Below are 26,734 nucleotides of genomic sequence, written 5' to 3' on the forward strand. Positions count from 1 at the left end.
CCCTAGTGGCCGCGCCGATTGAGGTCTTCGGAGTAGAGATCATCTTCGAGCTCGTTGCCAGGAATGGCATGCTCTTCCGCCGCCCAGGCGCCCAGATCGATCAGCTTGCAACGGTCGGAGCAGAAGGGCCGATTAGGGCTCTTCTCGCTCCATTCCACGGGTGCGCCGCAGGTGGGGCAGTCCACGGTGAGAGTGCTCATGCTTGGCCTCCGTCAAGGGTCAGGTAAAAGGAATGCAGACGCTCCACTTCGGCATGGAGCGCGGCGAGATCGCTGTCATTGCGGATGACGTCATCGGCCTTGGACAATCGCTCGGCCCGCGGCAGTTGCGCTGCCAGGATGGCCCTTACCTGGGCTTCGTCCACCCCATCACGGCGCATGGCCCGTTCGAGCTGGAGCTCTTCCGGCACGTCGATCACCAGGCCACGTTGCACCAAGGCGCGCTGCCCCGATTCGAACAGCAGTGGCGACACCAGGATGGCATAGGGCGACTGCGCCTGTGCCAGGACCGCCAGGATCTCCTGACGAATGATGGGGTGCAGCAGGGCCTCGAGCCAACGCCGTTCGGCCGGATCGGCGAAGATCGCCGCCCGCAACGCCGCCCGGTTCAGGCTGCCGTCCGATTGCAAGACCGCCGGCGAAAAATGCCTGGCGATCTCGGCCAGCGCCGGTCGTCCCGGCTCGACCACCCAGCGGGCAGCCTGATCGGCATCGACACAGGTGATGCCCAGACGGGCGAAATGCTCGGCAGCGGCGCTCTTGCCGCTACCGATGCCCCCGGTCAGGCCGAGGGTCCAGGCAGAAGTCATCGGAATCCGGCGAAGTTCAGGTACAGGCCGGTTATTTGATCACCCCAGAGCAAGGCAATCCACCCCGCCACGGCGAGATAGGGACCGAAGGGCAAGGGCGTACTGGTTTCCGCCCGGCGCAAACGCAGGGTGATGATGCCGAGGATGGCTCCCACCAGCGACGACAGCAGGATGGTCAAGGGCAGGATCTGCCAACCACCCCAGGCCCCGAGCAAGGCCAGCAGCTTGAAGTCGCCATAGCCCATGCCTTCCTTGCCAGTCACCAGGCGAAAGAGCTGAAACACCAGCCACAGACTCAAATAGCCCACCACCGCGCCCCAGACGGCATCGACAAGCGTAGCGAACAGCCCGAACTGATTGGCGATCAAGCCCAACCACAGCAGCGGCAGTACGATGATATCCGGCAGCAACTGATGATCGGCGTCGATCAGGCTGGCAGCCAACAGTCCCCAGGTCAGCAGCAGAAATGCCCCGCCCTGCCAGGTCACACCCAGATGCCAAACGACCCAGGCGGACAACAATCCACAGGCCAGCTCGACCAACGGATAACGCAGGCCGATGCTCGTCTGGCACCCCTTGCAGCGACCGCGCAAGAGCAGATAACTCACCACCGGCACGTTTTCCCAGGGCCGCACGGCGCGCTGGCAATGGGGACAACGCGAAGCGGGACGTGCCAGGTTGAAAGGGGCGCCGGCTGGCTCAGGCGGCAGGTCCAGCACCTCGCGCGCCTCGGCCTGCCAGTCCCGCCTCAGCATCACCGGCAAGCGATACACCACTACATTGAGAAAGCTACCTACCAGCAGCCCCAGGAGCAGCGCACACAAGGCCGCGGCCAGCGGCGCGCCGGCCAGGAAGTCCAGCAGCGCCATCAGACCACCGAGCCGAGTTGGAAGATCGGCAGGTACATGGCGATGATCAGACCACCTACCAACACCCCCAACACCGCCATGATCATCGGCTCCATCAGGGTGGTGAGGTTGTCGACCATGTTGTCGACCTCGTCTTCATAGAAGGTCGCGACCTTGGACAGCATCTCGTCCAGCGAACCCGACTCTTCACCGATGGCCGTCATCTGGATGGCCATGGAGGAGAACACGCCAGTGGTGCGCATGGAGAAATTGAGTTGCATACCCGTGGAAACATCAGCCTTGATCTTTTCCACCGCATTGCGGAAGACCACGTTACCCGTCGCACCAGCGACTGAATCCAGAGCGTCTACCAAAGGCACACCTGCGGCAAAGGTGGTAGCCAGGGTACGGGCATAACGGGCAATGGCCGACTTATAGAGAATGGAGCCGATCAGCGGGATCTTCAGCAGGCCACGGTCCGTGGCATCACGGAATTTCTCCGACTTCTTGTAGAAATGTCGCAATACAAAGCCAAGCACGAACATGGCGCCAAGCACCAGCAGCCACCACTCCTGCAGGATCTCGGAAATGCCGATCACGAACAGCGTGAACGCCGGCAACTGGGCACCGAAGCCTTCGAACACCGACTGGAATTGCGGCACCACCTTGATCAGCAAAATGGCCGACACGATCACTGCGACGACCACCACAGCCGCCGGATAGGTCATGGCCTTCTTGATCTTCTTCTTCAGCGCCTCGGTCTTTTCCTTGTAGGTCGCGACACGATCCAGCAGGGTCTCCAGCGCACCTGATTGCTCACCGGCATCCACTAGGTTGCAATAGAGATCATCGAAATACTGGGGTTGTTTGCGCAGGGAGTTGGCCAGGCTGTTACCCGCGGCGACATCCTGCTTGATGTCGTCCACCAGCTTGCGCATGTTGGGATTGTCGAAACCCTCGCCAATGATATCGAAGGCCTGCAACAGAGGTACGCCCGCGCTCATCATGGTCGCCAGCTGGCGGGTGAACAGTGCGATATCCAGGGGCTTGATCTTCTTGCCCTTGCCGAACAACGACACCGACTTCTTGCGTACCCGAGTCGGGTTGATACCCTGCTTGCGCAACTGCGCCTTGATCAGCGCCGGATTCAACCCGATCATCTCGCCCTTCACCTTGGTCCCTTTGCGATCGGTCCCCTCCCAGGTGAAGCTGCCCATCTTGATTGCTTTATCGGCCATGGCCTCGACTCGTCAAAGACTCGGCCCGCCTTGGCGAACCCGTCAAAAGAATGCTCTTTGCAAAGCTGTTGCCTCTGCTAAGGCAAGCATCGCGCCAAATGCCGGCACGCTCAGTGCTCTGTGAGGCTTAAAGCCTGCTAATGACAACTGCCCCCGCTCCGCTCCAGTCCCCTCTCCCTCAGGGAGAGGGCTAGGGTGAGGGCGCACGTTAATCCTTGGTCACCCGATTGATCTCTTCCAGACTGGTAATCCCCTGCATCGCCTTCACCAGGCCGGAGCGCCGCAGATCGTTGAACCCCTCCGTCCGCATCCGCGCCGCGATCTCGATGGAGTTGCCCTCCTCCATGATCATCTGCTGCAACGCGGGAGTGATCTTCACCACCTCATAGATCCCTACTCGACCGCGATAACCCCCGTTGCAGTCCTCGCAACCAATGGGCTGATACAGCGTGAAGCTGCCAATCTCTTCTTCCTTAAACCCCTCTGCCAGCAAAGCCTCATGAGGAACCTCATGGACGCGCTTGCACTTGGTGCACAGCTTGCGAGCCAGCCGTTGGGCGATGATCAGGTTGACCGAGGTCGCCAAGTTGAAGGCTGGTACACCCATATTACGCAAGCGTGTCAGGGTTTCCGCTGCACTGTTGGTGTGCAGCGTCGACATCACCATGTGACCGGTCTGGGCCGCCTTGATGGCGATCTCCGCCGTCTCAAGATCACGAATCTCCCCCACCATGATCACATCGGGGTCCTGGCGCAGGAAGGCGCGCAACGCCTGGGAGAAGTCGAGCCCCTGCCGTGGATTGACGTTGACCTGGTTGATGCCTTCCAGATTGATTTCCACCGGATCTTCCGCAGTGGAAATGTTGATGTCTTCGGTATTGAGGATATTGAGGCCGGTGTAGAGCGACACCGTCTTGCCCGAACCCGTCGGTCCGGTTACCAGAATCATCCCCTGCGGCTGCTTGAGCGCCTGTAAGTAGAGCTCCTTCTGGACATCCTCGTAGCCCAGGGCATCGATCCCCATCTGAGCACTGGAAGAGTCGAGAATCCGCATCACGATCTTCTCGCCCCACAGCGTGGGCAAGGTATTGACCCGGAAGTCGATGGACTTGGTCTTGGACACCTTGAGCTTGACCCGACCGTCCTGGGGCTTGCGGCGCTCGGAGATATCCATGTTGGACATCACCTTGAGCCGCGCCGAGATGCGCGAAACGAGCTGCACCGGTGGCCGCGCCGCCTCGTGCAAGATGCCATCGGTACGAAAACGCACCCGGTACATCTTTTCATAGGGCTCGAAGTGGAGGTCGGACGAGCCCTTCTTGATGGCGTCGAGCAGCATCTTGTTGACGAACTTCACTACTGGCGCATCGTCGGCATCGATACCGGCTACAGCCTCCTGAGGCCGCTCACCGCCATCAGCTTCCAGATCAAGATCAATATCGCCTAGGTCCAGGCCCCCCGTGCCGGTATCCAGATATCGCTCGATGGCCTGATGCAGCTTGTCATCCTCAACCAGCACGACCTCGACCGCCAGCTTGCTGCCAAAAGACACATCATTGATGGCCTGCTGGTTGGTAGGGTCAGAGAGTGCGATGAAAAGCTTGTTGCCTCTCTTGCTCAGAGGCAGGAAGTGATGCTGCTGCATCAGCTTCTCGTTGACGATGTCCTTGGGCAGTTGATCTTTATCAATGGCGGCCAGATCGAGAAAAGGCACACCAAATTCCTGAGCGGCTAACTCTGCCAGAGGCCGGCTTTGTACCAATCGCTGCTGAACGAGATAGGTCACCAGCGGTATCTTGGCCTGCTTGGCCTTGACCACCGCCTGCTGCGCGGCCGGCTCTGCCAGCAACTGCGCATCCACCAGCTGCCGCGCCAACCCCGACAGCGTCACTATCTCGTTCATCATGTCACCTGCGCTTGCGTTAGCTGGCCTTATAGCACTCCCCCGCTCCACCCGCAAAATGGCGCCAAATGGCTGACATTTTTTGTCACCACCTGCCCATTTGCCGAACACCATCACAAACAGAACGTGCCGTAGTCGCCACTTTTCTTTGGCATGGCCTATGCTTCACCCCTGACAGGCACGTTGGCCTAACCCAACCTTGGAGATTTAACATGAGAGTTCAAAAAGGCTTCACATTAATTGAACTGATGATTGTAGTGGCAATCGTTGGTATTTTGGCAGCAGTAGCAATTCCCGCTTACCAAGACTATACGGTAAGAGCTCGTGTGACTGAAGGCCTTAACCTTGCCGAATCCGCTAAGATGATGATTGCCACCGAAGGTTCCGCATCAGCTGCTGACTTGACTCGTGTGGTTACCACTTGGAACGCTCAAAACAATAACACTGGCGCAAACAGTAAATATGTAAACAGCGTCATAATCGCGGCGAGCGGCGCTATTACTGTAACTTTCAACCCAACACGAGTAGGTCTAGCAGCAGCTCAAAACACCATTGTACTTTCGCCTTATGTGAGAACTGCAGCCGCGGGCACCGCAGTGACGCTTGCTGCAGCTCAAACAGCTGGCACTACCGGCTCGCTGGACTGGGCCTGCGCATCTGCTACCCAAGTAACTTCTACCAGTGCCGGCATGACCGGCGCCGCCGCGGGCACCCTGCAAGCGAAATACGCACCGGCCTCGTGCCGATAAACGCCTAGCGGCCCTACAAGAAGTGCTTATTATAAAAATAAGCACTTCTTATTGCCGCACTCAAAAAACACAAGAAAGCCAAAATTCACCAACCTGCAGCCATCCTGAGAACGCAAACGACTTAGAGCATGTTCAAAATCTTTTCCCTCTGCGCGATACTGTCCAGATGAGAAAGAACTATCCAAGTGATATCAGTCGTGAGCAGCTTGAGCGCGTGAAGCCGCTGCTGGAAGGTGCTCGGAAGAAGACGCGGCCAAGGACAGTGGATCTGTACGAGGTGTTCTGCGCGGTGTTGTACGTGCTCAAGAGCGGTTGCCAGTTGCGGATGCTCCCCGAGGACTTTCCCAAGTGGCGCACGGTGCACGCGTACTTACAGATCTGGAGTGAAGTGGACAAGGATGGAATGAGCCTGCTGGAGCGGGCGCTCAAAAAGTCAGGTTGGCGCGGTCCGCGAGAGACAGGGGCGCAACGCCTCAAGTACGCTCTTGATCGTGGACGTGCAGAGCGTGAAGAACACGGACACGGCCGGTCAGAAGGGCTATGACGCCGGCAAGAAGGTGTCGGGGATCGAGCGGCACATTGCCGTGGATACGCAAGGCTTGCCGCATGCCATCGCCGTGACGACGGCCGACGTGACCCGACCGCAAGGGCGCCCTCAAGGCGTTTGCACGTTGCAAGGCGGGTCTGGGCAAGGTGCGCAGCGTGCTAGCGGATAGTGGTTATGTCGGTCGGCCGTTTGCTCAAGACGTCCAGGCGATCCTGGGGGCGCACGTGACAGTGCAGATCGCCAAGCGAAGCGAACTGCACACGTTCAAGGTCATGCCCCAGCACTGGGTCGTCGAGCGTAGCTTTGCCTGGTTGGAGAAACACCGGAGGCTATGGAAGAACTGCGAGCGCACGCTCAACATCAGCTTGCAGTTCATCCATCTGGCTTTCTTGGCACTTTTACCAAAAGATTTTGAACAGGCTCTTAGAGCAAACAAGAGCCAACCTAAGCAGGGCCACCACCGAGAAATATAAAACCAAAACAACCCATCTCCAGCAAAGTTTAGCAAAACATCAATATACCCATAAACTTCAGCATAAAAATTATGCCCCACACTTTAGCCCCGACTTAAAACCTTAGTCTCCAGCATAAGTTACTTGACCAGGTGTGTAGCCCGGAATCTGATGGTGCATCATTACCCCTGAGTCGGATGCCCTATGGGAAGCGTATTCACGGCAGCGCCCGCATAACGCCGCGTGTTCGAGCCGAGCTCCAAGCGTCGAAAGAGAGCATACGAGTCCTTGCCACTCGCTACGGCCTGCCCCCAAGACAGTGGTCAAGTGGCGCAAGCGGTTCGCAACGATTGATGCGCCGAGGGGACAGAAGGCGCCGAAGTACGGTGCTGATACCCGCGAAGGAGGCCGTCGTCGTGGCGCTCCTACAGCAGACGCTGTCTGCAATGGCGCCCCACTACAAGGTCATCTGCGACGCCTGGAGAAAGACCGATCAATCTTCAAGATCGACCCGCACCAGCTCATTCCGGGACCACACACCTAAAGTTTCCCCAAAGCGCTTGACTACCCCCATCAGATTATAAAGGCTAAGCAAACCCTAATGAGAACAGCCCAGACAGCGCATATAAACCACTATAAATCCAAACATGCTGAGTCACCAGATCTATCTGACAAGCATCACAGCAGTCAGGCGTTCACTATCTTACAGCTCCCCCAGCATGGCCTGCAAAGCCGCCAGCTCGTCCTCACGTCGACCGTCATAGCGAGCTTCCAGATATGGCCTAAGGGTGGCGATACTGGTAATGGAGCGCGTGATCTGCTCCTCCTTGCTCGCATCGCGCTGCAACTCATCGCGGCTATGCTTGAGCTTCTGCTGACGAAGCTTGGGATTGCTGCCGTAATAGTGCTGATAGAAATGGCTACGCAGCGGGGTGCGGTGGAGGATCTCCTGCTGCTCGTCACGCAAGCGGGCAGTCTGCGCCTTTAGGAGTTCGAGCACGGCCTCCTTGTCACCCAGTGCGCTTAGAGGCGATTCGCCGATGTGGCGCTCGTAGAGCTCCAGCAAGGTGAACACATCCTGCTGGTCACGCGCTTCAGTCAGTTCCTGCATCTGCTGGCCGCGCTGCTGCTTGAGCTCGGGGTCCAGCTCACGGTCTGGATGCAGGCGGCGGGCCAACTGGCGAAACAGGTCGTTGACCGAGGAGCCGCGCAAGACCTTGTCCAGAGCGGACTGGCGTTCGCGCTGGGCCTGGGCGGTTGCATCGTCCTGATGGAAGTCATCATCAAATGCAAATTCGTCCAGCTCTTCGTCGTCGAGATCGCTATCAAAGGCTTCGCCCATCAACTCCCGGTCAAACGCTTCTATGTCCTCGTCCGTCATCGGCGCCGCGGGATCGAGTCCAGCCAGGGCACTCTCCAAAGTGGCGGTAATCTCTTGCACCAATGTCTCAAGGGCCAGCGGATCGATGCAAGGCGACGCACTCAGCAACTCGACATTTTCCTGGATCCAGTCGATCAGCTCGAAGCGTTGCCATTGCGCCAGGGTCTTGCGCAGGGCGAAACCGCTCAGGTGGCGAGTCTGCTCCAGCAACGCGTTATTCATACGCTCTTCGGCAGGACGCAGCGCTTCGAGGCACTCTTGCTCGAAGGCCTGCATGTCTTCTTCCAAGCGCTGATTCCGTTTGCGCAATCTGGCGACTCGCTGCCACTCCTGCTCCAACGGCGACAGGGCTGCGGCTTGTTTAACCGCTGAGCTTTTCTTCAATTTCAAGAGACTCTCCTCCTGTAGCGTTGACGGACAGAGACTTCAAGGTACCGAGTCGAGATCGGAACGCAATACGCGAGCTCGCAAGGCGCAGTCGTCGCCCGCATCCGAGGGATGCAGCGATAGCACCTGCCTCGCTGCGACACATCGCCACAGGCGCGACTAGGCAGTCGATACATGGGCTTGCGCGTCGAGCCATTCGGACCTTAGAATTGAAAGCTTCGTGCCGGTGTAGCTCAGTTGGTAGAGCGGCGCATTCGTAATGCGAAGGTCGTAGGTTCGACTCCTATCTCCGGCACCATCTCCCCGCGCTTCTTTTCTCCCGCCGTTTCAAAGGCTTCAAGGCCGCAGCCGCCTGACGATGCGCCTTTTCAAGGCCTTCCTCACCCTAGAACCCTTTTGCCCGGGCCACTGAAAAGCGGTCAGTCAACTGGCAGCCGCGTCTCGCTCGACTACTCTTACCCGGCGCATGACAGTGCCTTACCCCGCCTGACTTCGGCTTTCTTGACGGCCGGCAATAGCTGAACGGTGGCTGACCAAAGGGTCGAATCTCCAGGCCCTCTGTGGCACCATACCGCGCTGCGAAATCCCGCAATTTCCGCAATCCATCAGCCTGCCGCACGGATGCCTGTCCGTTGCGGAGCGTGAGGCTGGCGACAGGCACGTTGAGAGAATAACCACGATGAGCCGCTCTACTGAGGTCGTGAGATGAAACTGACGAAGTATCTAAAACCAACCGGTTGGCTTCTAGCCGGTGCCGCCGCGCTGCTGCTCAGCGGGTGCGATGCCGTGCTGCTGGATCCGAAAGGCTCCATCGGCGTGCAAGAACGCAACCTCATCTACACAGCGTTCGGCCTCATGCTGATCGTGGTGATCCCGGTCATCGTGATGACCTTCCTGTTCGCCTGGAAGTACCGCGCCACTAACAAGGACGCCAAGTACACCCCGAACTGGGCTCACTCCTACAAGATCGAAGCCGTGGTCTGGCTGGTCCCCCTGGCCATCGTGGTGTTCCTGAGCATCTTGAACTGGAAGACCTCCCACGAACTGGATCCGTTCAAGCCTATCGAAAGCTCCGAAAAGCCGCTGGTGATCGAGGCGGTCTCGATGGACTGGAAATGGCTGTTCATCTACCCGGAGCAGGGCATCGCCTCGGTCAATGAGATCGCCATTCCGGTCGGTCGTCCGGTGCAGTTCAAGATCACCTCCGAGTCGGTCATGAACACCCTGTCCATCCCGGCCCTGGGCGGCATGATCTACGCCATGTCCGGCATGCAGAGCCAGTTGCACCTGATCGCCGATCATCCCGGTGTATTCGAGGGTCGCTCGGCCAACTACAGCGGCGCCGGCTTCTCCGACATGATCTTCACCGTAAACGCGGTGCCGACCGCAGGCGACTTCGACGCCTGGGTTGCCAAGGTCAAGCAGTCGGGTGGCAAGACGCTGGACCAGGCGAGCTACGCGCAGCTGGCCAAGCCCAGCGAGAAGCAGCCGATCTCGTACTACTCGACGGTCGAGCCGGATCTGTTCAGAACCATCATCAAGAAGTTCATGAAGTCCGACTTCAGCAAGCAGACCGACCACGTGATGGACATGAGCCAGCACGGCGGTCAACACGGTACCGAGGAATAAGTTATGTTCGGTAAATTAACTCTTGCGGATATTCCGTATCACGAGCCGATCATTCTCGTGACGTTCGTCGTGGTCGCCCTCGGTGGCCTGGGGCTGGTGGGCGCCATCAGCTACTTCGGCAAGTGGGGCTATCTCTGGAAAGAGTGGCTGACCACCGTCGACCACAAAAAGATCGGCGTGATGTACTTCATCGTCGCGCTCGTCATGTTGCTGCGGGGTTTCTCCGACGCCATTCTGATGCGTAGCCAGCAGGCCATCGCTTCCGGCGGCGCCGAAGGCTACCTGCCACCGCACCACTACGACCAGATCTTCACCGCCCACGGCGTGATCATGATCTTCTTCGTGGCGATGCCCTTCGTGGCCGGCCTGATGAACGTGGTGACGCCGCTGCAGATCGGCGCTCGCGACGTGGCCTTCCCCTTCCTGAACTCGCTGAGCTTCTGGCTGTTCGTGGCCGGTGCCGTGCTGATCATGCTGTCGCTGTTCGTGGGCGAGTTCGCCGCGACCGGCTGGGTGGCCTATCCGCCGCTCTCAGGCATCCAGTACAGTCCAGGCGTAGGGATGGACTACTACATCTGGGCGCTCCAGTTGTCTGGTATCGGCACGACCCTGACCGGTGTCAACTTCTTCGTGACCGTGCTGAAGATGCGTACCAAGGGCATGACCCTGATGCGCATGCCGATCTTCACCTGGACCTCCTGGTGTACTGCCATTCTGATCATGGCATCTTTCCCGATCCTGACCGTGACCCTGGCGCTGCTGACCCTGGACCGTTACCTGGGCTTCCACTTCTTCACCGCGGAAGCCGGCGGCAACCAGATGATGTACACCAACCTGATCTGGGCCTGGGGCCATCCCGAGGTATACATCCTGATCCTGCCGGCCTTCGGCGTGTTCTCGGAAGTGACCTCCACCTTCAGCAAGAAGCGCCTGTTCGGCTATGTATCGATGGTCTGGGCCACGGTCGCCATTACCGTGCTGTCCTTCATCGTCTGGCTGCACCACTTCTTCACCATGGGTTCGGGCGGTAACGTCAACGCCTTCTTCGGCATCGCGACCATGATCATTGCGATCCCGACGGGGGTGAAGATCTTCACCTGGCTGTTCACCATGTACCAGGGCCGTATCCAGTTCACCTCGCCGATGCTCTGGACCCTGGGCTTCATCGTGACCTTCAGCATCGGCGGCATGACCGGCGTACTGCTGGCGGTACCGGGTGCCGACTTCGTACTGCACAACAGCCTGTTCCTGATCGCCCACTTCCACAACGTGATCATCGGCGGCGCCGTGTTCGGCTACTTCGCTGGCATGATCTACTGGTTCCCGAAGGTGTTCGGCTTCAAGCTGAACGAGCGACTGAACAAGCAGGCCTTCTGGTGCTGGTTGATCGGTTTCTATGTCGCCTTCATGCCGCTGTACATGCTGGGCTTCATGGGCATGACCCGTCGTCTGAACCATTACGACAACCCCGATTGGCACCCCTTCCTGATCACCGCCGCCATCGGCGCCGGCATCATCGCCATCGGTATCCTGAGCCAGCTGTGGATGTTCTACGTCAGTATCCGCGACCGCAATCTGCCGGAAAACGTGGACGTGACTGGCGATCCGTGGGATGGCCGTACCCTGGAATGGTCGACCTCCTCGCCGCCGCCCTTCTACAACTTCGCTGAAGTGCCGGAAGTGCACGACATCGACGCCTACTGGGGCATGAAGGAAAAAGGCATCACCGAGAAGAAGGATGCGGACTACAAGCAGATCCACATGCCGCGCAATACCGCCGCCGGCATCGTGATCAGCCTGTTCGCCCTGATCCTTGGCTTCGCCTTGATCTGGCACATCTGGTGGCTGGCCATCGCCAGCTTCGTGGGCAGCATCGTCACCGCGGTGATCCGCAGCTACGACGACGATGTCGACTACTACGTACCAGCGGAAGAAGTGGCGCGCATCGAAACCGCACGCATTCAGTCCCTGGCGAAATTGAAGCAGGCCTAATCCAATGGCGAATCAAGTTATGCATAACGAAGTAGCCCATGCCGAGGAGCATGGGCACCACGACGCCGGATCGATGAAGACGTTCGGCTTCTGGTCCTACCTGATGACCGACTGCATTCTGTTCGGGACGCTGTTCGCGACCTATGCAGTGCTGAGCGGGGCCCATGCCGATGGCCCCTCCCAGAAGGACATCTTCGAACTGCCGTTCGTACTGGTGGAAACCTTCCTGCTGCTGTTCTCCAGTATCACCTACGGCTTTGCCATGATTGCTCAGCATCATGGCAGCAAGGGTGGTGTACTCGGTTGGCTGGCGGTTACCTGGCTGTTCGGTGCCGGCTTCATCGGCATGGAACTCTATGAATTCAACCATCTGATCCACGAGGGTTATGGCCCGGATCGTAGCGCCTTCCTGTCCGCGTTCTTCGCGCTAGTCGGTACTCACGGTCTGCACGTGAGCTCGGGGCTGATCTGGATGATCGTGTTGATGCTGCAGATCTCTTCCAAGGGTCTGACCACCACCAACGTGACCCGCCTGTCGTGCCTGAGTCTGTTCTGGCACTTCCTGGACATCATCTGGATCTTCGTCTTCACCATCGTCTATCTGATGGGGGTGCTGTAATGGCGCACGACCATAACGCCCACGGGCACACCGCCGAGAGCCATGGCACTTTCAAGAGCTACATGGTCGGCTTCATCCTGTCGGTCATCCTGACGGTCATTCCCTTCGGCCTGGTGATGTTCCCCACCTTCTCCAAGGGCGCGACCCTGGCGATCGTGGTGATCATGGCGGTGGTTCAGTTGCTGGTGCACCTGTACTTCTTCCTGCACCTGAACACCTCCGAAGAGCAGCGTTGGAACGTGATCTCCTTTGGTTTCACCGTGGTCATCGTCGGTATTGTGGTGGTGGGATCCCTGTGGATCATGTACCACATGCACCACAACATGATGATCCACTGAACCGGGCCGACGTGATGATCAAGAAGTACCTTCTCGTGACGAAGCCGGGCATCATCTTCGGCAACCTGATCTCGGTTGCCGGCGGGTTCTTCCTGGCTTCCAAAGGGAGCATCGACCCGCTGTTGCTGCTGGCGACGGCTATCGGGGTGTCGTTGGTCATTGCTTCCGGCTGTGTGTTCAACAACGTGATCGACATGGACATCGATCAGAAGATGGAAAGAACCCGTAATCGCGCCCTGGTCCAGGGCACGATCTCCTCGAAGGTGGCGCTGGCCTATGCCACCCTCCTCGGCCTGGCCGGGGTAGGGCTGCTGTACGGGGCAACCAATCTGGTCGCCACCGCCTTCGCGGTGATGGGTTTCGTGGTGTACGTGGGGCTCTACAGCCTGTGGCTGAAACGCACCTCGGTGTACGGCACCCTGGTCGGCAGCCTCTCGGGTGCCGCGCCGCCGGTGATCGGTTACTGCGCCGCCAGCGGCCAGTTCGACAGCGGCGCCGCGGTGCTGCTGCTGATCTTCTGCCTCTGGCAGATGCCGCACTCCTACGCCATCGCCATCTTCCGTCTCAAGGACTACACCGCGGCCTCGATTCCGGTCTTGCCGGTGGCCAAGGGTATCTCGGTGACCAAGCGCCATATCGTCTGGTACACCGTGGCCTTCCTGGCCGCCACCCTGCTGCTGACCGTGCTCGGCTACGCCGGCTATGTCTATCTGGCAGTGGCCGCCGTGATCGGTGCCTGGTGGTTGCGTCTGGCGTTCATGGGCTACCAAGCCGAGAACGACGTGCAGTGGGCACGCAAGCTGTTCGGGTTCTCCATCATCGCCATCACGGCCCTTTCCGTGATGATGTCGGTGGACTTCCAGATCCCGGGCGATGTGCTGTTGACCTACGCGCGCTGAGACGAAGTTCGCTGAAACAGCCCGGCCTGGTGCCGGGCTTTTTCATGGGCGCTCGTCAACGAAAGCGGGTCAATCCTGATTGGTGATGACCCTCCAGGTCTGCCGGCGGCTGGCGGGTAGCTCACCGCCCAGACTGGCGTCGGGGGATTTACCGTCGCTGCCGTAGAGCGCGGCATCGGCCAGGGTGCCCTCCATGCTGAAGCTGCCATCGCCATAGACGAACGGCACGATGCCGCCCAACAGCCCATCCATCTGGATACGACCATAGACCGTGTCCAGGCCGAGGTTGAACAGGCCGCTGTTGTTGCCGCCCGTGTAGGGGTCCAGGGCATAGAGGTAGGTCGTGACACCGCTGGCGCAGGCATCGGTGCTGGGCACCAGCGAACTCATCAGCAGGGTGCCGCTGAACAGTTGGGGCTTGTTGACCACCAATTCACCGTTCAAGGGCAGATTGAGATACCAACCCTGCTTGCCGTTGGCCGCCGTTGCCGGGTCGTACCAGTTCACCGAGGTGGTGGAGACGGTATTGGCCGTGCTACTGACACTGGCACCGCTGGTACCTCTGTAGTTGATCGACTGATCGGTGCCCAGGGTTTGTTGCTGGAGGTTGGCGATCGTCAGCGTTGGCGTGCTGCCAGCGGCCGAACCATCGGTCTGGCGGTCCCAGATACCGTAGAGGGTCATGGCCTTGTTGGGGTTGGCGATGGCATCGCTGGCTTCCAGATATTTGCCGGTACCGAAGATCACCAGATGGCCGACGCCACTCGGATGAGCGATTACCGCGGGACTCGCCGTGATCGGCTGGACCAGATTGGTGGTGCCAGGCGCCACGCTGCTGGCCTGGGCGGTATAGAGCGGTCGTCCGCCGAAGGCGACGCGAAAATTGTCCGCTGCGGCCACGGCAGTCAGAGAGGTGCCGATCAGATCAAAGCGCCAGAGATTGCCGTGCAGGTCACCGGCGTAGGCGTAATCGGCGACCAGGTCACCGTCGATATCGGCCACGAATGGCGAACTCAAGCCGTTGGGCGTGGCGACATTGTCGCTGGCCGGCAAGGCTTTGATCAGACTGCCATCGGCCATATTCATCACGTAGAGCACGGCGTTGTCCCGGGCGCTGTTGTACCCGTTGCTCATCACCACACCCCAGCCACCCGTGTGCAGCCGGGCGATGACGGGACGGGCATAGGTGAAGCCCAGGTCCGCATAGTCGGGATCGCTCGCGGATTTCTCCCAGAGCAGTACCGGCGCATTCGGATTGGTGATGTCCAAAGCGAAGATCCCCTGCCCTCCCCCGCGCAGGGTACCCACCAGGACAGTTCGCCAGGCGCCACCCATATAGACATCGCCCACGACCGGGGTGTTATCGACGTAGGACTGATGACCACCCCCGGCGTAGCCGCGATCGGTGAGCCGGTTCAGGTTGCCGATCACGGCGCTCGGCACGAAGGCGAAGACTTCCTGCCCCTGATCATTGAAGGCATGCAGCATGCCGTCGTTGGCACCGACATAGATGCGCCGCTCGCGATTCAGGTTGGCGGTACGAAAGGTGGCGTAGGAGTTATCGCCGACCGTGGCGTTCATCAGGGCGATGGGCTGGGTAGGTGCCGCCACCACCACGGGCGAGGAATTCACGATATCGCCAAGGATATGGTTACGCGGGCGGAAAGAAGGCGTCGTACCGGGCGCTTCCAGGCTGCGATCACCGCGTAGGTAATCGACGCGGCGGCTGCCGTGGGTGTCGGTGGCACCGGCGGAGGTGCGATTGAGGCTGGCCTGTTGGGTCGCGGTCAGATTGGCCCAGGTGAAGTCGGTGAGCGCGCCGCGACTGGCCAGGTAGATCTTGCGCCCGGAGTAGGCGTTATTGCCCGAGGTGAAACGGTTGTCGAGTAACTGACCCGCGCTCCAGAGACGCGTCCGGGTGGTCGCGGTGCGCTGGTACTTGATGAGATCGCCGCTCCAATCGGTGCTGGAGAAAGATGGCTCATAGGTATAGAGCGAAGTGCTGTCACCCTCCTGGGTGGGCGAGACGGTCTGGCTGGCGCCCACGCTGGTGGATTGGGTGATACGGGTGATCACCGAACTCAGCGAGGTGATGAGATCGCTGGCGTCTTCCGCACTGAAGAACTCGCCACGCGAGTTGAGGGCCGCGTGCCAGAGATCATAGACATTGTTCTGGTTGACGGAATTGTCCGCGCCGGCCACCGGCCAGGAGGTGGTGCCCGCCGCCAAACCGCTATAGCCGCCAGCGAAGGTGTCGCCCCCCCAGGCCGGATTGACCAGGGCACTGCTCAGACCTATCCCGACATAGAACCCCGTGAGGTGCTGCCAGGTAGCCGGATCGTTGCGGGGATTCCAGTAGGGTGCCAGTGTCCGGGTGCCCTGGACCTCATCGCTGGTGACGGTGTTGTAGGGCGGCACCCTGTTGTTCAGATTGGGCTGGGCATCGTTGCGCCAATAAAGGAAGGCGAGGTCAGCCAGAGTGTTGGCCGTACTGTCCTGGAAGGGGGCCTGGGGCGAATACTGCTGGCCGTCTGGCAAGGTGGCCGAGCTCCCATCGAAGTTGCCCGAATTCAGGGCCGCATTCCAAATGCCGTCGGTGACCACCAGGCTATAACTGGCACGGCAACCGTAGACCGGCGTCTCGCTAGTGCCCGGCTGATAGGCATAGGGGCTGTCGTTGCCGGTCACCTTGAGCAGTTCTCCCACCCGGGCGACAGCCTGTAGCAGAGGCGTGCTCTGGTTGTAATAGACATCCCCCAGCCAGGTGAAGAAGGCTGCCCGATGGGCGCCCGTGAAAGGCCGCAGACGATTGTCGTAGGTCGTCGAACTCGCGTTGCTGATGCCACGGCAGTTGGCGTTGGCTGTGACCAGGACGCAACTGTCGTTGGTGCCCAAGGCCTGCCAGCCGACCCGGATGTTCTCGGACGCATCCGCCAGCGCCAGGTTGGTCGCCGTCTGCGCGGACAAGGCACGGCTGCGATAGAAGGAATACCAGTTGGCGAAGTTCTGCCGCTCGTCCGTACCGTTGGGACCCGAGGAGGCGCTGACCAGCACGCGACGATAGCAGCCGTCGGTCTGCAAAGAGGCCGGGATACAGGTGGCCAGGGTGGTGTCGTAGAGATAGTAGTAGGCCGGGACGCCCACGTTGGCAGCCAAGGTATTGGTGTTGGCCGTGATGGTGTAGGTCACCGACGAAAATAAGCCACCCACACCGTAGTTCACGTTACGCGTGCAGGTGACGTTGCTGTAGGTGACGGATGCGGTGTTGGCGATGGTCGCCGTGCACCCTCCGTTCAGCGGCTGGTTCCCCAACAACCAACCGAGTAGGGACGAGTCGCTGATGGAGACCTGGGCACCATTGATGGTTTCGGTAAAGCCTGCGCCCAGCAGGATGTCCAGCAGGGTCAAACGGCCATAGGTACGACTGGTACCCTGGTAGGTGCCGGCACTTTGGAAATCCTGTGATGGATTCTCCGCCAGCATGCTCGGACTGTTGTTCTGCAGTCCCGGATTCCCGTAGGTACTGCCGCGCGCCACATTGGGATCGGTGGTGACTAGATTGGGGTTGTAGCTCCAGCTCACCCGGTAGTCACTGGCCAGATTGACACTCCCCAATCCAGGCCGATAGCCGTTGACATAGGCACTGGTGAAGCTGGTAGTCAGCCGGGTACGGGTCAATCCACCGGTACTGCTGTAGCTCACCGCATAGGGTGCCGGATAGGTAATCGCCGGGTTGTAGTAAAGGCTGTTGAAAGCCGCCGACTTGGCGCGACGGGTGGGACGGATGGCGTCCGTATTCGAAGCATCCGGCACCACCGCCATCTGCATGCTGGTGGAGTTGTCCAGGGTGACGAACAGATTGGGACCGACGCTGTTGGTCAGAAACAGCGGCTGCTGGCTGAGATTCAGGGCCGCGGCCTGAACGCCTGGCGTGGCCATGGCGGACAGCAGGGCCAGAGACGCCATACCTAGCGCGGCTCGACTCATGGCACCTCCAGGGAGACGACGCTCTGCAGGATCACGGGAAAGCGTCCGCCACGATCCTGGGCGACAGCGGTCACCCGGAACAGAGTGGTGGCAGGCGCGGAGACATCGACGGAGTTGCTGCCGATGGCGGTGACCACCCAGCGTGGTGTCCGGGTGAAGGTCGAGCCGCCATCGGAGCCGCGATAGGCCACCGACCGCGAGGTGGCCGTCATGCCGGTGGCCTGCAGCGCCGTCGCCGCCCAAGTCTGCGTCAGGGCGCTGGTAGCCAGATCGTTGCCCTTGGTCAGGATGCACAGATCGCCACTGGGAGGCTTGGCGAAGGCGCTCCGGATGAGGGATACGCTTTCGGTACAGCTGGCGAATCCAGCACTGAACGCGGTGAAGGTCGGCTGTCGACTGAGGGCCATCAGCCGTCGCTCGCCCTCGCGTAGCGCCGCTTCGGCAGCATTGAAGGCTTGGGTATTCTCCATCGCTGCACCTCCGCTACGCGCCTGCAACAAGGTCTGGCGCATGCTGGACGCCGCCAGCAGCGAGAGCAGCAGTAACATCACCAAGGCGACCAAGAGCGTAGCGCCACGCTGGCCGCTGCCGAGGCGGGTCCTCATAAGGCAAGATTCCTCAGGGTGACGGTGCTCTGCAGCATCTGCATGGGTCGACCGGTATCGTCGAGCTGCTGGCCAGTGAGCGTCTTCCAATTGGCCACCGCATTGCTCGCCACATCGCTCGGTAACGCCTCGCTGGTACTGAGCAGCGCGGCATAGCGCACCGCAGGCGAATCCGCGCTCGGCGGAATGGACCAGCGAAAGTCGCGCAGTCCCTGCACCAGTATCCCACTCCCCTTGCGGGTCAGGGCGCCGTTCCGCTCGCTCCAGACGGTACAGCTCAGGGTACCCGTGCCCGGCGTGGCACCGGCGAGGTAGCGTAGCTTGAGCAGGACGTTGCCCCCGGTATTGAGATTCACCCGCGGGATGGCGCTGCCCAGGCAGTCCAGATCCTTGCCGTCCAGCCCACCCTGATAGCGAATGCAGACTCCCGTGGGCGCATTGACGCTATCCGTGGTGGCAGCGAAGGTGACCCCGGCGTTGAATGCCGGACAGCTCACGCCATCGGTATCCGCCACGGCACTGACCGCCGGAAAGGCCGCCCGCAAGGTGCCTTGGTAGCGGATATCGGCGCGAAAGCCGGTCCGCGCCAGTTGCCGGTCGAGTATCTGCAGGGTCAATTGGGCGTTGTTTCTGTTGCCGGTCTGACCCTGCTGGAAAAGAAAGCTGCGCTTGTTGTCGATGTAGATCTGCGAGACGCCCAGTACCAGAAAGGTACCCACGGTCAGGGCGATCATCATCTCGATGAGGGAGAAACCCTTCTGTTTGTCACCCTGTCGACGCCAAGCCTTCATGACTCACAACTCCGAGCGCAGGGCGTAGTAGCAAACGCCCTTGGGGCAGTTCACCGGATCATTGCTGGCGTCCTGCCAGGCGATCACCACCATGATCGTCGCGCGCGCGGCGTTCTCGCAGGCGCTGAGCGGCGTGGTGTTGCCTGACGCATCGCTGGCCGGTAGCGGCGGTATGCCCGATGCAGGGCAGACCGCGAAACTGCTGGTGATCAGGGCGTCCGTCACCGGCAACAGCGCCTTCACCTGGCTCAGCCAGCAACCAAGGTCCTGGCCCGCCACCGTCTCGCCGCCGGCCGAGCGATCCCGGGTCAGGCAGGTCTTGCCGGCATCGAGCGCCTTCACCTGGAAGCTGCGCCCTGGTTGCTTGGCGTAGCTGCCATCGGGCTTGACCTTGTCGCTCGCCAGCACCTGATCGCGATTGCTGCGCATCAGTTCGAGCAGATCGTTGGCCAGCACCATGGCGTTGCTGCGCTGCACCGAGTCCTGGGACAGCGCCACGCTGCGGGTCTGCAAGGCCACCATGCCGAGCACACCGATGCAGATGATCACCAGACTGACCAGCACCTCGATCATGCTGAAGGCCTTCTGCCGGAGCTTCATCTAGCTGCACCCCACGGCGCTGGCCTGGGTGGGCACATAGTCCGTCACACTCAGGACCCCACCCACGCTGAGCGTGAACTGCTTGCCGGGCGTCAGGGCATTGGTGGCGCAGATGCGAATGATGGCTTCCGAATTCATTCGCAGACTGCCATTGGGTTGGAAGGTCAGACTGGTCAGGGGACTGCCGCCCAGGGCGCCGGTACCGTTGACGCCATTCCCCAGGCCACCGGCGTACTGCCGCAATACTTCGGCATTGGGCAGGACCACGGTCTTGGCGGTACTGATCTTGAGCGCGCCCGTCCAGCCGTTAGCGTCTTCCGGATCAGTGGTGACGATGACATTCACCCCCCGGCTCATGGCTTCACTGCGCGCGTAGTAGAGCGCACGCTGCAACTCCCCTGCCGCAGCCTGCACTCGATTGCTCCGGATCAAACTGGCAAAACCTGGCGCAGCCAAGGCAGTGACGATCCCCAGCAAGGCGACGACGACCAGAACCTCGATAAGAGTGAAACCCGAGAGGTGTTTAGACTGCATCCGCACCGCCCTGAAACTTGATTCCTCACTTGATAGTAGTCAGGCGTACGGCTGTCATTACTACCGAATATCGCCTCGCTAAGCGCTGGAAGACGCATGAATCAAGGCGTTCGACGCAAAGGAGCGAAATAGAGCGGAATCTCGTTAGGCCAGGATCAGAAACATAGATAAAAAAGAGCGCCCTGGACTTCAGTGGGACGGGATGCCAGGAAACAGGTACCGACCAGCGAAAGATTCATCCTCGGACAGGGAAGCCTGGAAGACGTCAGGATATGAAATCCAACGCCCAGAAACGCAAAAACCCTCCTTGCGGAGGGTTTCTGGTGGATATGGTGGGTCGTGTAGGATTCGAACCTACGACCAATTGGTTAAAAGCCAACTGCTCTACCGACTGAGCTAACGACCCAAATATGGTCGGGGTAGGGGGATTCGAACTCCCGACATCCTGCTCCCAAAGCAGGCGCGCTACCGGGCTGCGCTATACCCCGAGAATGGAAGTGGCTCCGCGACCTGGACTCGAACCAGGGACCCAATGATTAACAGTCATTTGCTCTACCGACTGAGCTATCGCGGAATTTTGATCTTCCAACCCCTCTTACGTCACTGCCTTTCGGGCTTTGCCGTAAGTGAGGTGCGCCATTTTACGGAAGTAGAAACAGACGTCAACACCTAGCCTGCTGTTTTTTCACAAATTTATGTGGAAAGCCGGGCGACCCTGGGGTCGCCCGGCCTTTTCCTAGGCGAAGACGATCTCGTCGTCCTCCACCCTGCCCTGAATGCGGCTGCCGGGTGCGAAGGCACCGGAGAGGATGCGCTGGGCCAGCGGGTTCTCGATCCAGCGCTGGATGGCACGCTTGAGCGGGCGCGCGCCATAGACCGGGTCGTAACCAACCGCCACCAGCTTGTCCAGGGCTTCCGGCGTCAGCTCCAGTTGCAGGTCGCGCTCAGCAAGGCGCTGACGCAGGTGGTGCAGCTGGATCTCGGCGATGCCAGCGATCTGTTCGCGGCCCAGGGGCTCGAACACCACTACCTCGTCGATCCGGTTGATGAACTCGGGGCGGAAATGACTGGCCACCGCATCCATCACCGCCGCGCGCTGGGCGTCATGGTCGTCGACCAGTTCCTGGATCTGCGCCGACCCCAGGTTGGAGGTCATGACGATCACCGCGTTGCGGAAGTCCACGGTCCGCCCCTGGCTGTCGGTCAGACGACCGTCGTCCAGCACCTGCAGGAGGATGTTGAAGACGTCGGGATGCGCCTTTTCCACCTCGTCCAGCAAAACCACTGAATAGGGTTTGCGCCGCACGGCCTCGGTCAGGTAGCCGCCCTCCTCGTAGCCGACGTAGCCGGGCGGCGCGCCGATCAACCGGGCCACGGAGTGTTTCTCCATGAACTCGGACATGTCGATACGGATCATGGCGTCCTCGGTGTCGAAGAGGAACTCCGCCAACGACTTGCACAGCTCGGTCTTGCCCACCCCGGTCGGGCCGAGGAAGAGGAAGGAACCGCTGGGGCGATTCGGATCGGACAGCCCCGCCCGCGAACGGCGCACGGCATTGGCCACGGCGGTGACCGCCTCATCCTGGCCGATCACGCGGTTGTGCAGGGCCTCTTCCATACGCAGCAGCTTGTCGCGCTCCCCTTCGAGCATCTTGCTCACCGGGATGCCGGTCCACTTGGAGACCACTTCGGCGATTTCGTCCTCGGTGACCTTGTTGCGCAGGAGCTGGTTGGCCGGCTTCTCGTGCTGGTCGACCATCTGCAGGCTGCGCTCCAGATCGGGAATGGTGCCGTACTGCAGCTCGGCCATGCGGTTGAGGTCGCCCTTGCGGCGGGCGGCTTCCAGCTCCGTACGTGCCTGCTCGATACGCTGTTGCAGCTGGGCCGAATCCTGCACCTCGGCCTTCTCGGCCTTCCACACCTCTTCCAGGTCGGCGTATTCCTGTTCGAGACGGGCAATGTCCTCGTCGAGCTTTTCCAGGCGCTTGCGCGCGGCCTCGTCCTCTTCCTTCTTCAGTGCCTGACGCTCCACCTTGAGCTGGATCAGGCGGCGATCCAGGCGATCCAGAGCCTCAGGCTTGGAGTCGATCTCCATACGGATGCGGCTGGCAGCCTCGTCGATCAGGTCGATGGCCTTGTCCGGCAACTGACGATCGGTGATATAGCGATGGGATAGTTTGGCCGCCGCGATGATGGCACCGTCGGTGATGGCCACCTTGTGGTGCACCTCGTAGCGCTCCTTGAGGCCCCGCAGGATGGCGATGGTGTCCTCTTCGCTCGGCTCGTCCACCAGCACCTTCTGGAAACGCCGCTCCAGGGCCGCGTCCTTCTCGATGTACTGGCGGTACTCGTCGAGGGTGGTGGCGCCTACGCAATGCAGCTCGCCACGAGCCAGGGCCGGCTTGAGCATGTTGCCGGCGTCCATGGCGCCCTCGGCCTTGCCGGCGCCGACCATGGTGTGCAGTTCGTCGATGAACAGGATGACGCGTCCTTCCTGCTTGGCCAGTTCGTTGAGTACGCCCTTGAGGCGTTCCTCGAACTCGCCACGGAACTTGGCACCGGCGATCAGGGCGCCCATGTCCAGGGCCAGCAGGCGCTTGTCCTTGAGGCCGTCCGGCACTTCGCCATTGATGATGCGCTGGGCCAGCCCCTCGGCGATGGCGGTCTTGCCGACGCCGGGCTCGCCGATCAGCACCGGGTTGTTCTTGGTGCGCCGTTGCAGGACCTGGATGGTGCGACGGATCTCGTCGTCACGGCCGATCACCGGGTCGAGCTTGCCGTCCTCGGCGCGCTTGGTGAGGTCGACGGTGAACTTGTCCAGGGCCTTGCGGCTGTCTTCGGCATTGGGATCGTTGACCGCCTCGCCGCCACGCAGGTTGTTGATGGCATTCTCCAGCGCCTTGCGCGAGACGCCCTGCCCCAGCAGCAACTTGCCGAGCCGGGTGTTCTCGTCCATGGCGGCGAGCAGTACTAATTCACTGGAGATGAACTGGTCGCCCTTCTGCTGAGCCAGGCGATCGGCCTGATTGAGCAGGCGCGCCAGGTCCTGGGAGAGATTCACATCACCCGTGGGATTCTGGATCTTGGGTAGCTTGTCCAGCTCTTCGGCCAGGGTCTTGCGCAGGCTGGCCAGATCGAAACCAACCTGGCGCAGCAGCGGGGGAATGGAGCCGCCCTGCTGGTCGAGCAAGGCGGAGAACAGGTGCAGCGGCTCGATGGCCGGATGATCATGGCCGACGGCCAGGGACTGGGCATCCGCCAGGGCGAGCTGCAGTTTGCTGGTGAAACGGTCTATACGCATGGGTAAGGTCCTATCTGAGACGCGGGACAGCGCGGCAGAAGGCGCTTTCGATTACCCGCGGGAATGACCTTTAGATAGGGGCGATGAGCAACGATTCAAGCATGGCGCATGCGCCATGTCGGAAAAGACGTCAGGGCTTGATCCAGATCAGGCTGGCGAAACGTCCGGTTCGTGCGGAACGCCGATAGGAGAAGAAGCGCTCTTGATCGGCGAAGGTATCCAGACCGCCACCGTACACCGCCGTGATGCCCTGGGCGGCGAGGCGCAAGCGGGCCAGGGCATAGAGGTCACCCAGGTACTTGCCTTCTTCCCACGCCACGAAGCAGGACTCGGCTTCGACGTGCTGGGCGATGAAGGCCTCGCGCACTTCAGCGCCGACCTCGAAACTAGCCGGACCGATGGCCGGCCCCAGCCAGACCAGCACCTCGGCGGGTGCCACGGCCAGGCTGGCCGCAGCGGCTTCCAGAACGCCACCGGCAAGACCGCGCCAGCCGGCATGGGCTGCCGCGACCCGGGAGCCATCGCGGCGGGAGAACAGGGCCGGCAGGCAATCCGCGGTCATCATGGTCACGGCGATACCCGGCGTCGACGTCCAGGCCGCATCGGCGCGCAGCACCTGGGTGGGATCGGCCTCGACCACCGCGGTGCCATGCACCTGCTCCAGCCACGCCGGCTGGCAGCCCAGGGATTCACCCAGGCGCCGACGATTCTCGGCGACCGCGGCCGGATCGTCACCGACATGGGCACCCAGATTGAAGCTGGCGAAAGGAGGCTGACTGACACCACCCGCCCGAGTGGTGACGCAGGCCTGGACGCCGACCGGCGCCGGCCAGTCAGGCCGCAGCCAGTCGGCGCCACTCACTCGAAGGACTCCCGATCCTGGCGCAGCAGATCCAGCAGCCAGACCAGGTCTTCCGGCAACGGTGACTCCCAGCGCAGGCGCTCACCGGTCTCCGGATGATCCAGCTCGAGAAAGCGCGCGTGCAACGCCTGGCGCGGGAATTCGCGCAGGGTCTTGATCAGGGTCGGGTTGGTCGCCGGCGGAATCTTGAAACGACCGCCGTAGACCGGATCGCCCACCAGCGGAAAACCGACATGGGTCATGTGCACGCGGATCTGGTGGGTCCGCCCGGTCTCCAGTTTGACGCGGGTATGGGTGTAGGCGCGGAAGCGCTCCAGCACCCGATAGTGACTGATCGCGGGCTTGCCGCCGGCGATCACCGCCATCTGCTGGCGCCGCTGGGAATGGCGGCCGATGGGCGCATTGACCGTGCCACCCGCGACGATCACCCCGGCGACGATGGCTTCGTAGATGCGGCTCACCGAGCGGGCCTGCAACTGGGCCACCAGGTTGGTATGGGCTTCCAGGGTCTTGGCCACCACCATGAGGCCGGTGGTGTCCTTGTCCAGGCGATGGACGATACCGGCGCGCGGCACGTGTTCCAGCCCCGGCACATGATGCAACAGGGCATTGAGCAGGGTGCCGTCGGCGTGGCCGGCGGCCGGGTGGACCACCAGCCCGGCCGGCTTGTCGAGCACCAGCAGGTGATCGTCCTCGTAGACGATGTCCAGCTCGATATCCTGGGCCACCCACTCACCCTGGGCTTCGCGCTCGGCGCGCAGCGCCAGCTGGGCACCGCCGTGCACGGTATCGCGCGGACGCAGCACCGCGCCGTCGACGGTCAGGCTGCCGTCCTTGATCCAGGCGGCGAGACGCGAGCGGGAGTGTTCGGCGAACAGCTGGGCAGCGACCTGGTCGAGGCGCTGGCCACCGAGTTCGGAGGGGACTTCGGCATTGAGAACGATGGATTCGGACATGGATCTGCGCGGGCAATGGCAGGGCTTTTGGAATCGGCCCGACCCTGTGGTTAAATACGGCGACTTTTTTGCCCCGGCACTCCGGGTCGATCATCATAACAGGACGGTTCCGGCCCCGTCACAGGCTAGGTGAGAGCTCTCCGCCCTCATCCCTGCACCGCCGACCGTTTCGGGGAATCCAAGCCGCCATGCAATTGAAGCACCTGCTGCTGGTCACCAGCCTAGTCCTCACCGCCGCCTGCTCCTCGAAAGCGCCCGAGGTTCCGGAGAACATGCCGGAAGGCGAGCTCTACAGCCAGGCCCAGCGCGATATCGCCAACAGCAGCTACACCGACGCCATCAGCAAGCTGAAGGCCCTGGAGTCGCGGTACCCCTTCGGTCGCTATGCCGAACAGGCCCAGCTCGAGCTGATCTACGCCAACTACAAGAATGGCGAGCCCGAGGCGGCGCGCACGGAAGCGGATCGTTTCATCCGTCTGCATCCGCAGCATCCCAATGTCGACTACGCCTACTACATGAAGGGCGTGTCCTCCTTCGACCAGGACCGTGGCCTGCTGGCGCGCTTCCTGCCGCTGGACATGACCAAGCGTGATCCGGGTGCCTCGCGCGATTCCTTCAACGACTTCGCCCAGTTCACCAGCCGCTTCCCCAACAGCCGTTATGCCCCTGATGCCAAGGCGCGCATGATCTACCTGCGCAACCTGCTGGCGGCCTACGACATCCATGTCGGTCACTACTACCTGACCCGCAAGGCCTACGTGGCCGCTGCCAACCGCGGTCGCTACGTGGTGGAAAACTTCCAGGACACCCCGTCCGTGGGTGATGGCCTGGCCCTGATGGTCGAGGCCTATCAGCACATGGGGCTCAACGAACTGGCCGCGTCCAGCCTGGAAACCCTGAAGCTGAACTATCCGAACAACGTCAGCCTGAAGAATGGCGAGTTCCAGCTGCGCGAACCCGACGACAAGGACCAGCAGCGCTCCTGGCTGACCCGCGCAACCCTGGGCCTGATCGATCGCCCAAGCGATCCGCTGCCGCCCGGCGAGACCCGTGCCAGCCAGGACATCCAACGCAAGTACCAGGAAGAGCGTGACAACCTGGCGCCCGAGCTGCGTATCGTCGACCCGGCCGAGGCTGAGAAGGCTGGCGGTGCGACACCCGCACCGGTCAAGCGCTCCTGGTTCAGCCGCCTGACCTTTGGTCTGTTCGACTGATCCAGCGCTGGACATGAAAAAGGGGAAGCCAGGTGGCTTCCCCTTTTTTATTGCCCGCCATGGATAGCGCCAATTCTGGCACCGGATCGCAGGG

Annotated in this window: 21 protein-coding genes, 4 tRNA genes and 2 pseudogenes; 10 read left to right on the forward strand and 17 right to left on the reverse strand. The window is 61.1% G+C overall.

Translation table 11 applies throughout. The features are described from left to right. Positions 1 to 2: 2 nt before the first annotated feature. The 5 genes from yacG to pilB all read right to left on the reverse strand — a co-directional run bounded on the left by yacG (position 3) and on the right by pilB (position 4,797). Positions 3 to 200: a DNA gyrase inhibitor YacG gene (gene yacG / locus CCZ28_RS11405; RefSeq protein WP_058767413.1), complete on the reverse strand. Its 198-nt coding sequence runs from the start codon at positions 198 to 200 to the stop codon at positions 3 to 5. Further along, a complete protein-coding gene (gene coaE, locus CCZ28_RS11410) occupies positions 197 to 808 on the reverse strand; it encodes a dephospho-CoA kinase (protein WP_140218109.1) in 612 nt (203 codons plus the stop codon). Before coaE ends, yacG begins: the two co-directional genes overlap by 4 nt. Then, a complete protein-coding gene (locus tag CCZ28_RS11415) occupies positions 805 to 1,677 on the reverse strand; it encodes a prepilin peptidase (protein WP_140218111.1) in 873 nt (290 codons plus the stop codon). Before CCZ28_RS11415 ends, coaE begins: the two co-directional genes overlap by 4 nt. Beyond that, the gene (locus CCZ28_RS11420; RefSeq protein ID WP_140218113.1) at positions 1,677 to 2,894 is read right to left on the reverse strand and encodes a type II secretion system F family protein; all 1,218 of its coding nucleotides are present in this window, start codon (positions 2,892 to 2,894) and stop codon (positions 1,677 to 1,679) included. The genes CCZ28_RS11415 and CCZ28_RS11420 overlap by 1 nt, the downstream gene beginning before the upstream one ends. Before the next feature lie 208 nt (positions 2,895 to 3,102). Further along, positions 3,103 to 4,797, reverse strand: coding sequence for a type IV-A pilus assembly ATPase PilB (gene pilB, locus CCZ28_RS11425; RefSeq protein ID WP_140221328.1), 1,695 nt, complete (start codon positions 4,795 to 4,797; stop codon positions 3,103 to 3,105). A 212-nt stretch (positions 4,798 to 5,009) separates the two neighbouring features. Between pilB and CCZ28_RS11430 the strand changes: the two genes are divergently transcribed. From CCZ28_RS11430 to CCZ28_RS24695, 3 genes and pseudogenes are all read left to right on the forward strand, one after another. Next, positions 5,010 to 5,546, forward strand: coding sequence for a pilin (locus tag CCZ28_RS11430; RefSeq protein WP_140218115.1), 537 nt, complete (start codon positions 5,010 to 5,012; stop codon positions 5,544 to 5,546). A 166-nt stretch (positions 5,547 to 5,712) separates the two neighbouring features. Continuing rightward, positions 5,713 to 6,566: pseudogene (locus CCZ28_RS24835) on the forward strand (IS5 family transposase). 176 nt (positions 6,567 to 6,742) lie between these two features. Next, positions 6,743 to 6,985: pseudogene (locus CCZ28_RS24695) on the forward strand (IS481 family transposase); the annotation flags it as partial. A gap of 263 nt (positions 6,986 to 7,248) precedes the next feature. Here CCZ28_RS24695 and CCZ28_RS11440 read toward each other — a convergent pair. After that, on the reverse strand, positions 7,249 to 8,316 hold the full coding sequence (locus tag CCZ28_RS11440) for a hypothetical protein (RefSeq protein ID WP_140218117.1): 1,068 nt from the start codon (positions 8,314 to 8,316) through the stop codon (positions 7,249 to 7,251). Positions 8,317 to 8,535: 219 nt separating this feature from the next. Between CCZ28_RS11440 and CCZ28_RS11445 the strand changes: the two genes are divergently transcribed. The 6 genes from CCZ28_RS11445 (at position 8,536) to cyoE (ending at position 13,790) form a co-directional block, all read left to right on the forward strand. After that, a tRNA-Thr gene (locus CCZ28_RS11445) sits at positions 8,536 to 8,611 on the forward strand. A 407-nt stretch (positions 8,612 to 9,018) separates the two neighbouring features. Continuing rightward, positions 9,019 to 9,942 (forward strand): ubiquinol oxidase subunit II, encoded by a 924-nt coding sequence (gene cyoA / locus CCZ28_RS11450; RefSeq protein WP_140218119.1) that lies wholly within the window; start codon positions 9,019 to 9,021, stop codon positions 9,940 to 9,942. A gap of 3 nt (positions 9,943 to 9,945) precedes the next feature. Beyond that, positions 9,946 to 11,934, forward strand: a complete 1,989-nt coding sequence (cyoB, locus tag CCZ28_RS11455; protein ID WP_140218121.1) for a cytochrome o ubiquinol oxidase subunit I — start codon at positions 9,946 to 9,948, stop codon at positions 11,932 to 11,934. A gap of 4 nt (positions 11,935 to 11,938) precedes the next feature. Beyond that, positions 11,939 to 12,553 (forward strand): cytochrome o ubiquinol oxidase subunit III, encoded by a 615-nt coding sequence (locus tag CCZ28_RS11460; protein ID WP_140218123.1) that lies wholly within the window; start codon positions 11,939 to 11,941, stop codon positions 12,551 to 12,553. Further along, on the forward strand, positions 12,553 to 12,891 hold the full coding sequence (gene cyoD / locus CCZ28_RS11465) for a cytochrome o ubiquinol oxidase subunit IV (protein ID WP_059316080.1): 339 nt from the start codon (positions 12,553 to 12,555) through the stop codon (positions 12,889 to 12,891). The genes CCZ28_RS11460 and cyoD overlap by 1 nt, the downstream gene beginning before the upstream one ends. 11 nt (positions 12,892 to 12,902) lie before the next feature. Beyond that, positions 12,903 to 13,790 (forward strand): heme o synthase, encoded by an 888-nt coding sequence (cyoE, locus tag CCZ28_RS11470; RefSeq protein ID WP_240795263.1) that lies wholly within the window; start codon positions 12,903 to 12,905, stop codon positions 13,788 to 13,790. 69 nt (positions 13,791 to 13,859) lie between these two features. On the opposite strand, the gene CCZ28_RS24555 is transcribed toward cyoE, so the two are convergent. The 11 genes from CCZ28_RS24555 to rluD all read right to left on the reverse strand — a co-directional run bounded on the left by CCZ28_RS24555 (position 13,860) and on the right by rluD (position 25,426). Further along, on the reverse strand, positions 13,860 to 17,777 hold the full coding sequence (locus CCZ28_RS24555; protein ID WP_240795264.1) for a pilus assembly protein: 3,918 nt from the start codon (positions 17,775 to 17,777) through the stop codon (positions 13,860 to 13,862). Then, the gene (locus tag CCZ28_RS11480) at positions 17,774 to 18,382 is read right to left on the reverse strand and encodes a pilus assembly PilX family protein (protein ID WP_140218125.1); all 609 of its coding nucleotides are present in this window, start codon (positions 18,380 to 18,382) and stop codon (positions 17,774 to 17,776) included. Before CCZ28_RS11480 ends, CCZ28_RS24555 begins: the two co-directional genes overlap by 4 nt. Then, positions 18,379 to 19,173 carry a PilW family protein gene (locus tag CCZ28_RS11485; protein WP_140218127.1) on the reverse strand — a complete coding sequence of 265 codons (795 nt, stop codon included), beginning with the start codon at positions 19,171 to 19,173 and terminating at the stop codon, positions 18,379 to 18,381. The genes CCZ28_RS11480 and CCZ28_RS11485 overlap by 4 nt, the downstream gene beginning before the upstream one ends. Before the next feature lie 3 nt (positions 19,174 to 19,176). After that, positions 19,177 to 19,773, reverse strand: a complete 597-nt coding sequence (gene pilV / locus CCZ28_RS11490; protein ID WP_140218129.1) for a type IV pilus modification protein PilV — start codon at positions 19,771 to 19,773, stop codon at positions 19,177 to 19,179. Then, entirely contained in the window at positions 19,774 to 20,307 is a 534-nt protein-coding gene (locus CCZ28_RS11495) for a GspH/FimT family pseudopilin (protein ID WP_140218131.1), read from the reverse strand. Between the two features lie 330 nt (positions 20,308 to 20,637). Continuing rightward, positions 20,638 to 20,713: transfer RNA gene (locus CCZ28_RS11500), tRNA-Lys, on the reverse strand. Between the two features lie 5 nt (positions 20,714 to 20,718). Next, positions 20,719 to 20,795: transfer RNA gene (locus tag CCZ28_RS11505), tRNA-Pro, on the reverse strand. Positions 20,796 to 20,805: 10 nt separating this feature from the next. Further along, positions 20,806 to 20,881 (reverse strand) — tRNA-Asn (locus tag CCZ28_RS11510). Between the two features lie 162 nt (positions 20,882 to 21,043). Next, positions 21,044 to 23,608, reverse strand: a complete 2,565-nt coding sequence (gene clpB, locus CCZ28_RS11515; protein WP_140218133.1) for an ATP-dependent chaperone ClpB — start codon at positions 23,606 to 23,608, stop codon at positions 21,044 to 21,046. Positions 23,609 to 23,738: 130 nt separating this feature from the next. Continuing rightward, on the reverse strand, positions 23,739 to 24,470 hold the full coding sequence (pgeF, locus tag CCZ28_RS11520; protein ID WP_140218135.1) for a peptidoglycan editing factor PgeF: 732 nt from the start codon (positions 24,468 to 24,470) through the stop codon (positions 23,739 to 23,741). Then, complete coding sequence (gene rluD / locus CCZ28_RS11525) at positions 24,467 to 25,426, reverse strand: 23S rRNA pseudouridine(1911/1915/1917) synthase RluD (protein WP_058779643.1); 960 nt, start codon at positions 25,424 to 25,426, stop codon at positions 24,467 to 24,469. The genes pgeF and rluD overlap by 4 nt, the downstream gene beginning before the upstream one ends. Before the next feature lie 188 nt (positions 25,427 to 25,614). Between rluD and CCZ28_RS11530 the strand changes: the two genes are divergently transcribed. Beyond that, entirely contained in the window at positions 25,615 to 26,640 is a 1,026-nt protein-coding gene (locus tag CCZ28_RS11530; RefSeq protein ID WP_140218137.1) for an outer membrane protein assembly factor BamD, read from the forward strand. Positions 26,641 to 26,734 lie beyond the last annotated feature (94 nt).

This window comes from Pseudomonas oryzihabitans (genome assembly GCF_006384975.1).
Lineage (GTDB): Bacteria > Pseudomonadota > Gammaproteobacteria > Pseudomonadales > Pseudomonadaceae > Chryseomonas > Chryseomonas psychrotolerans_B.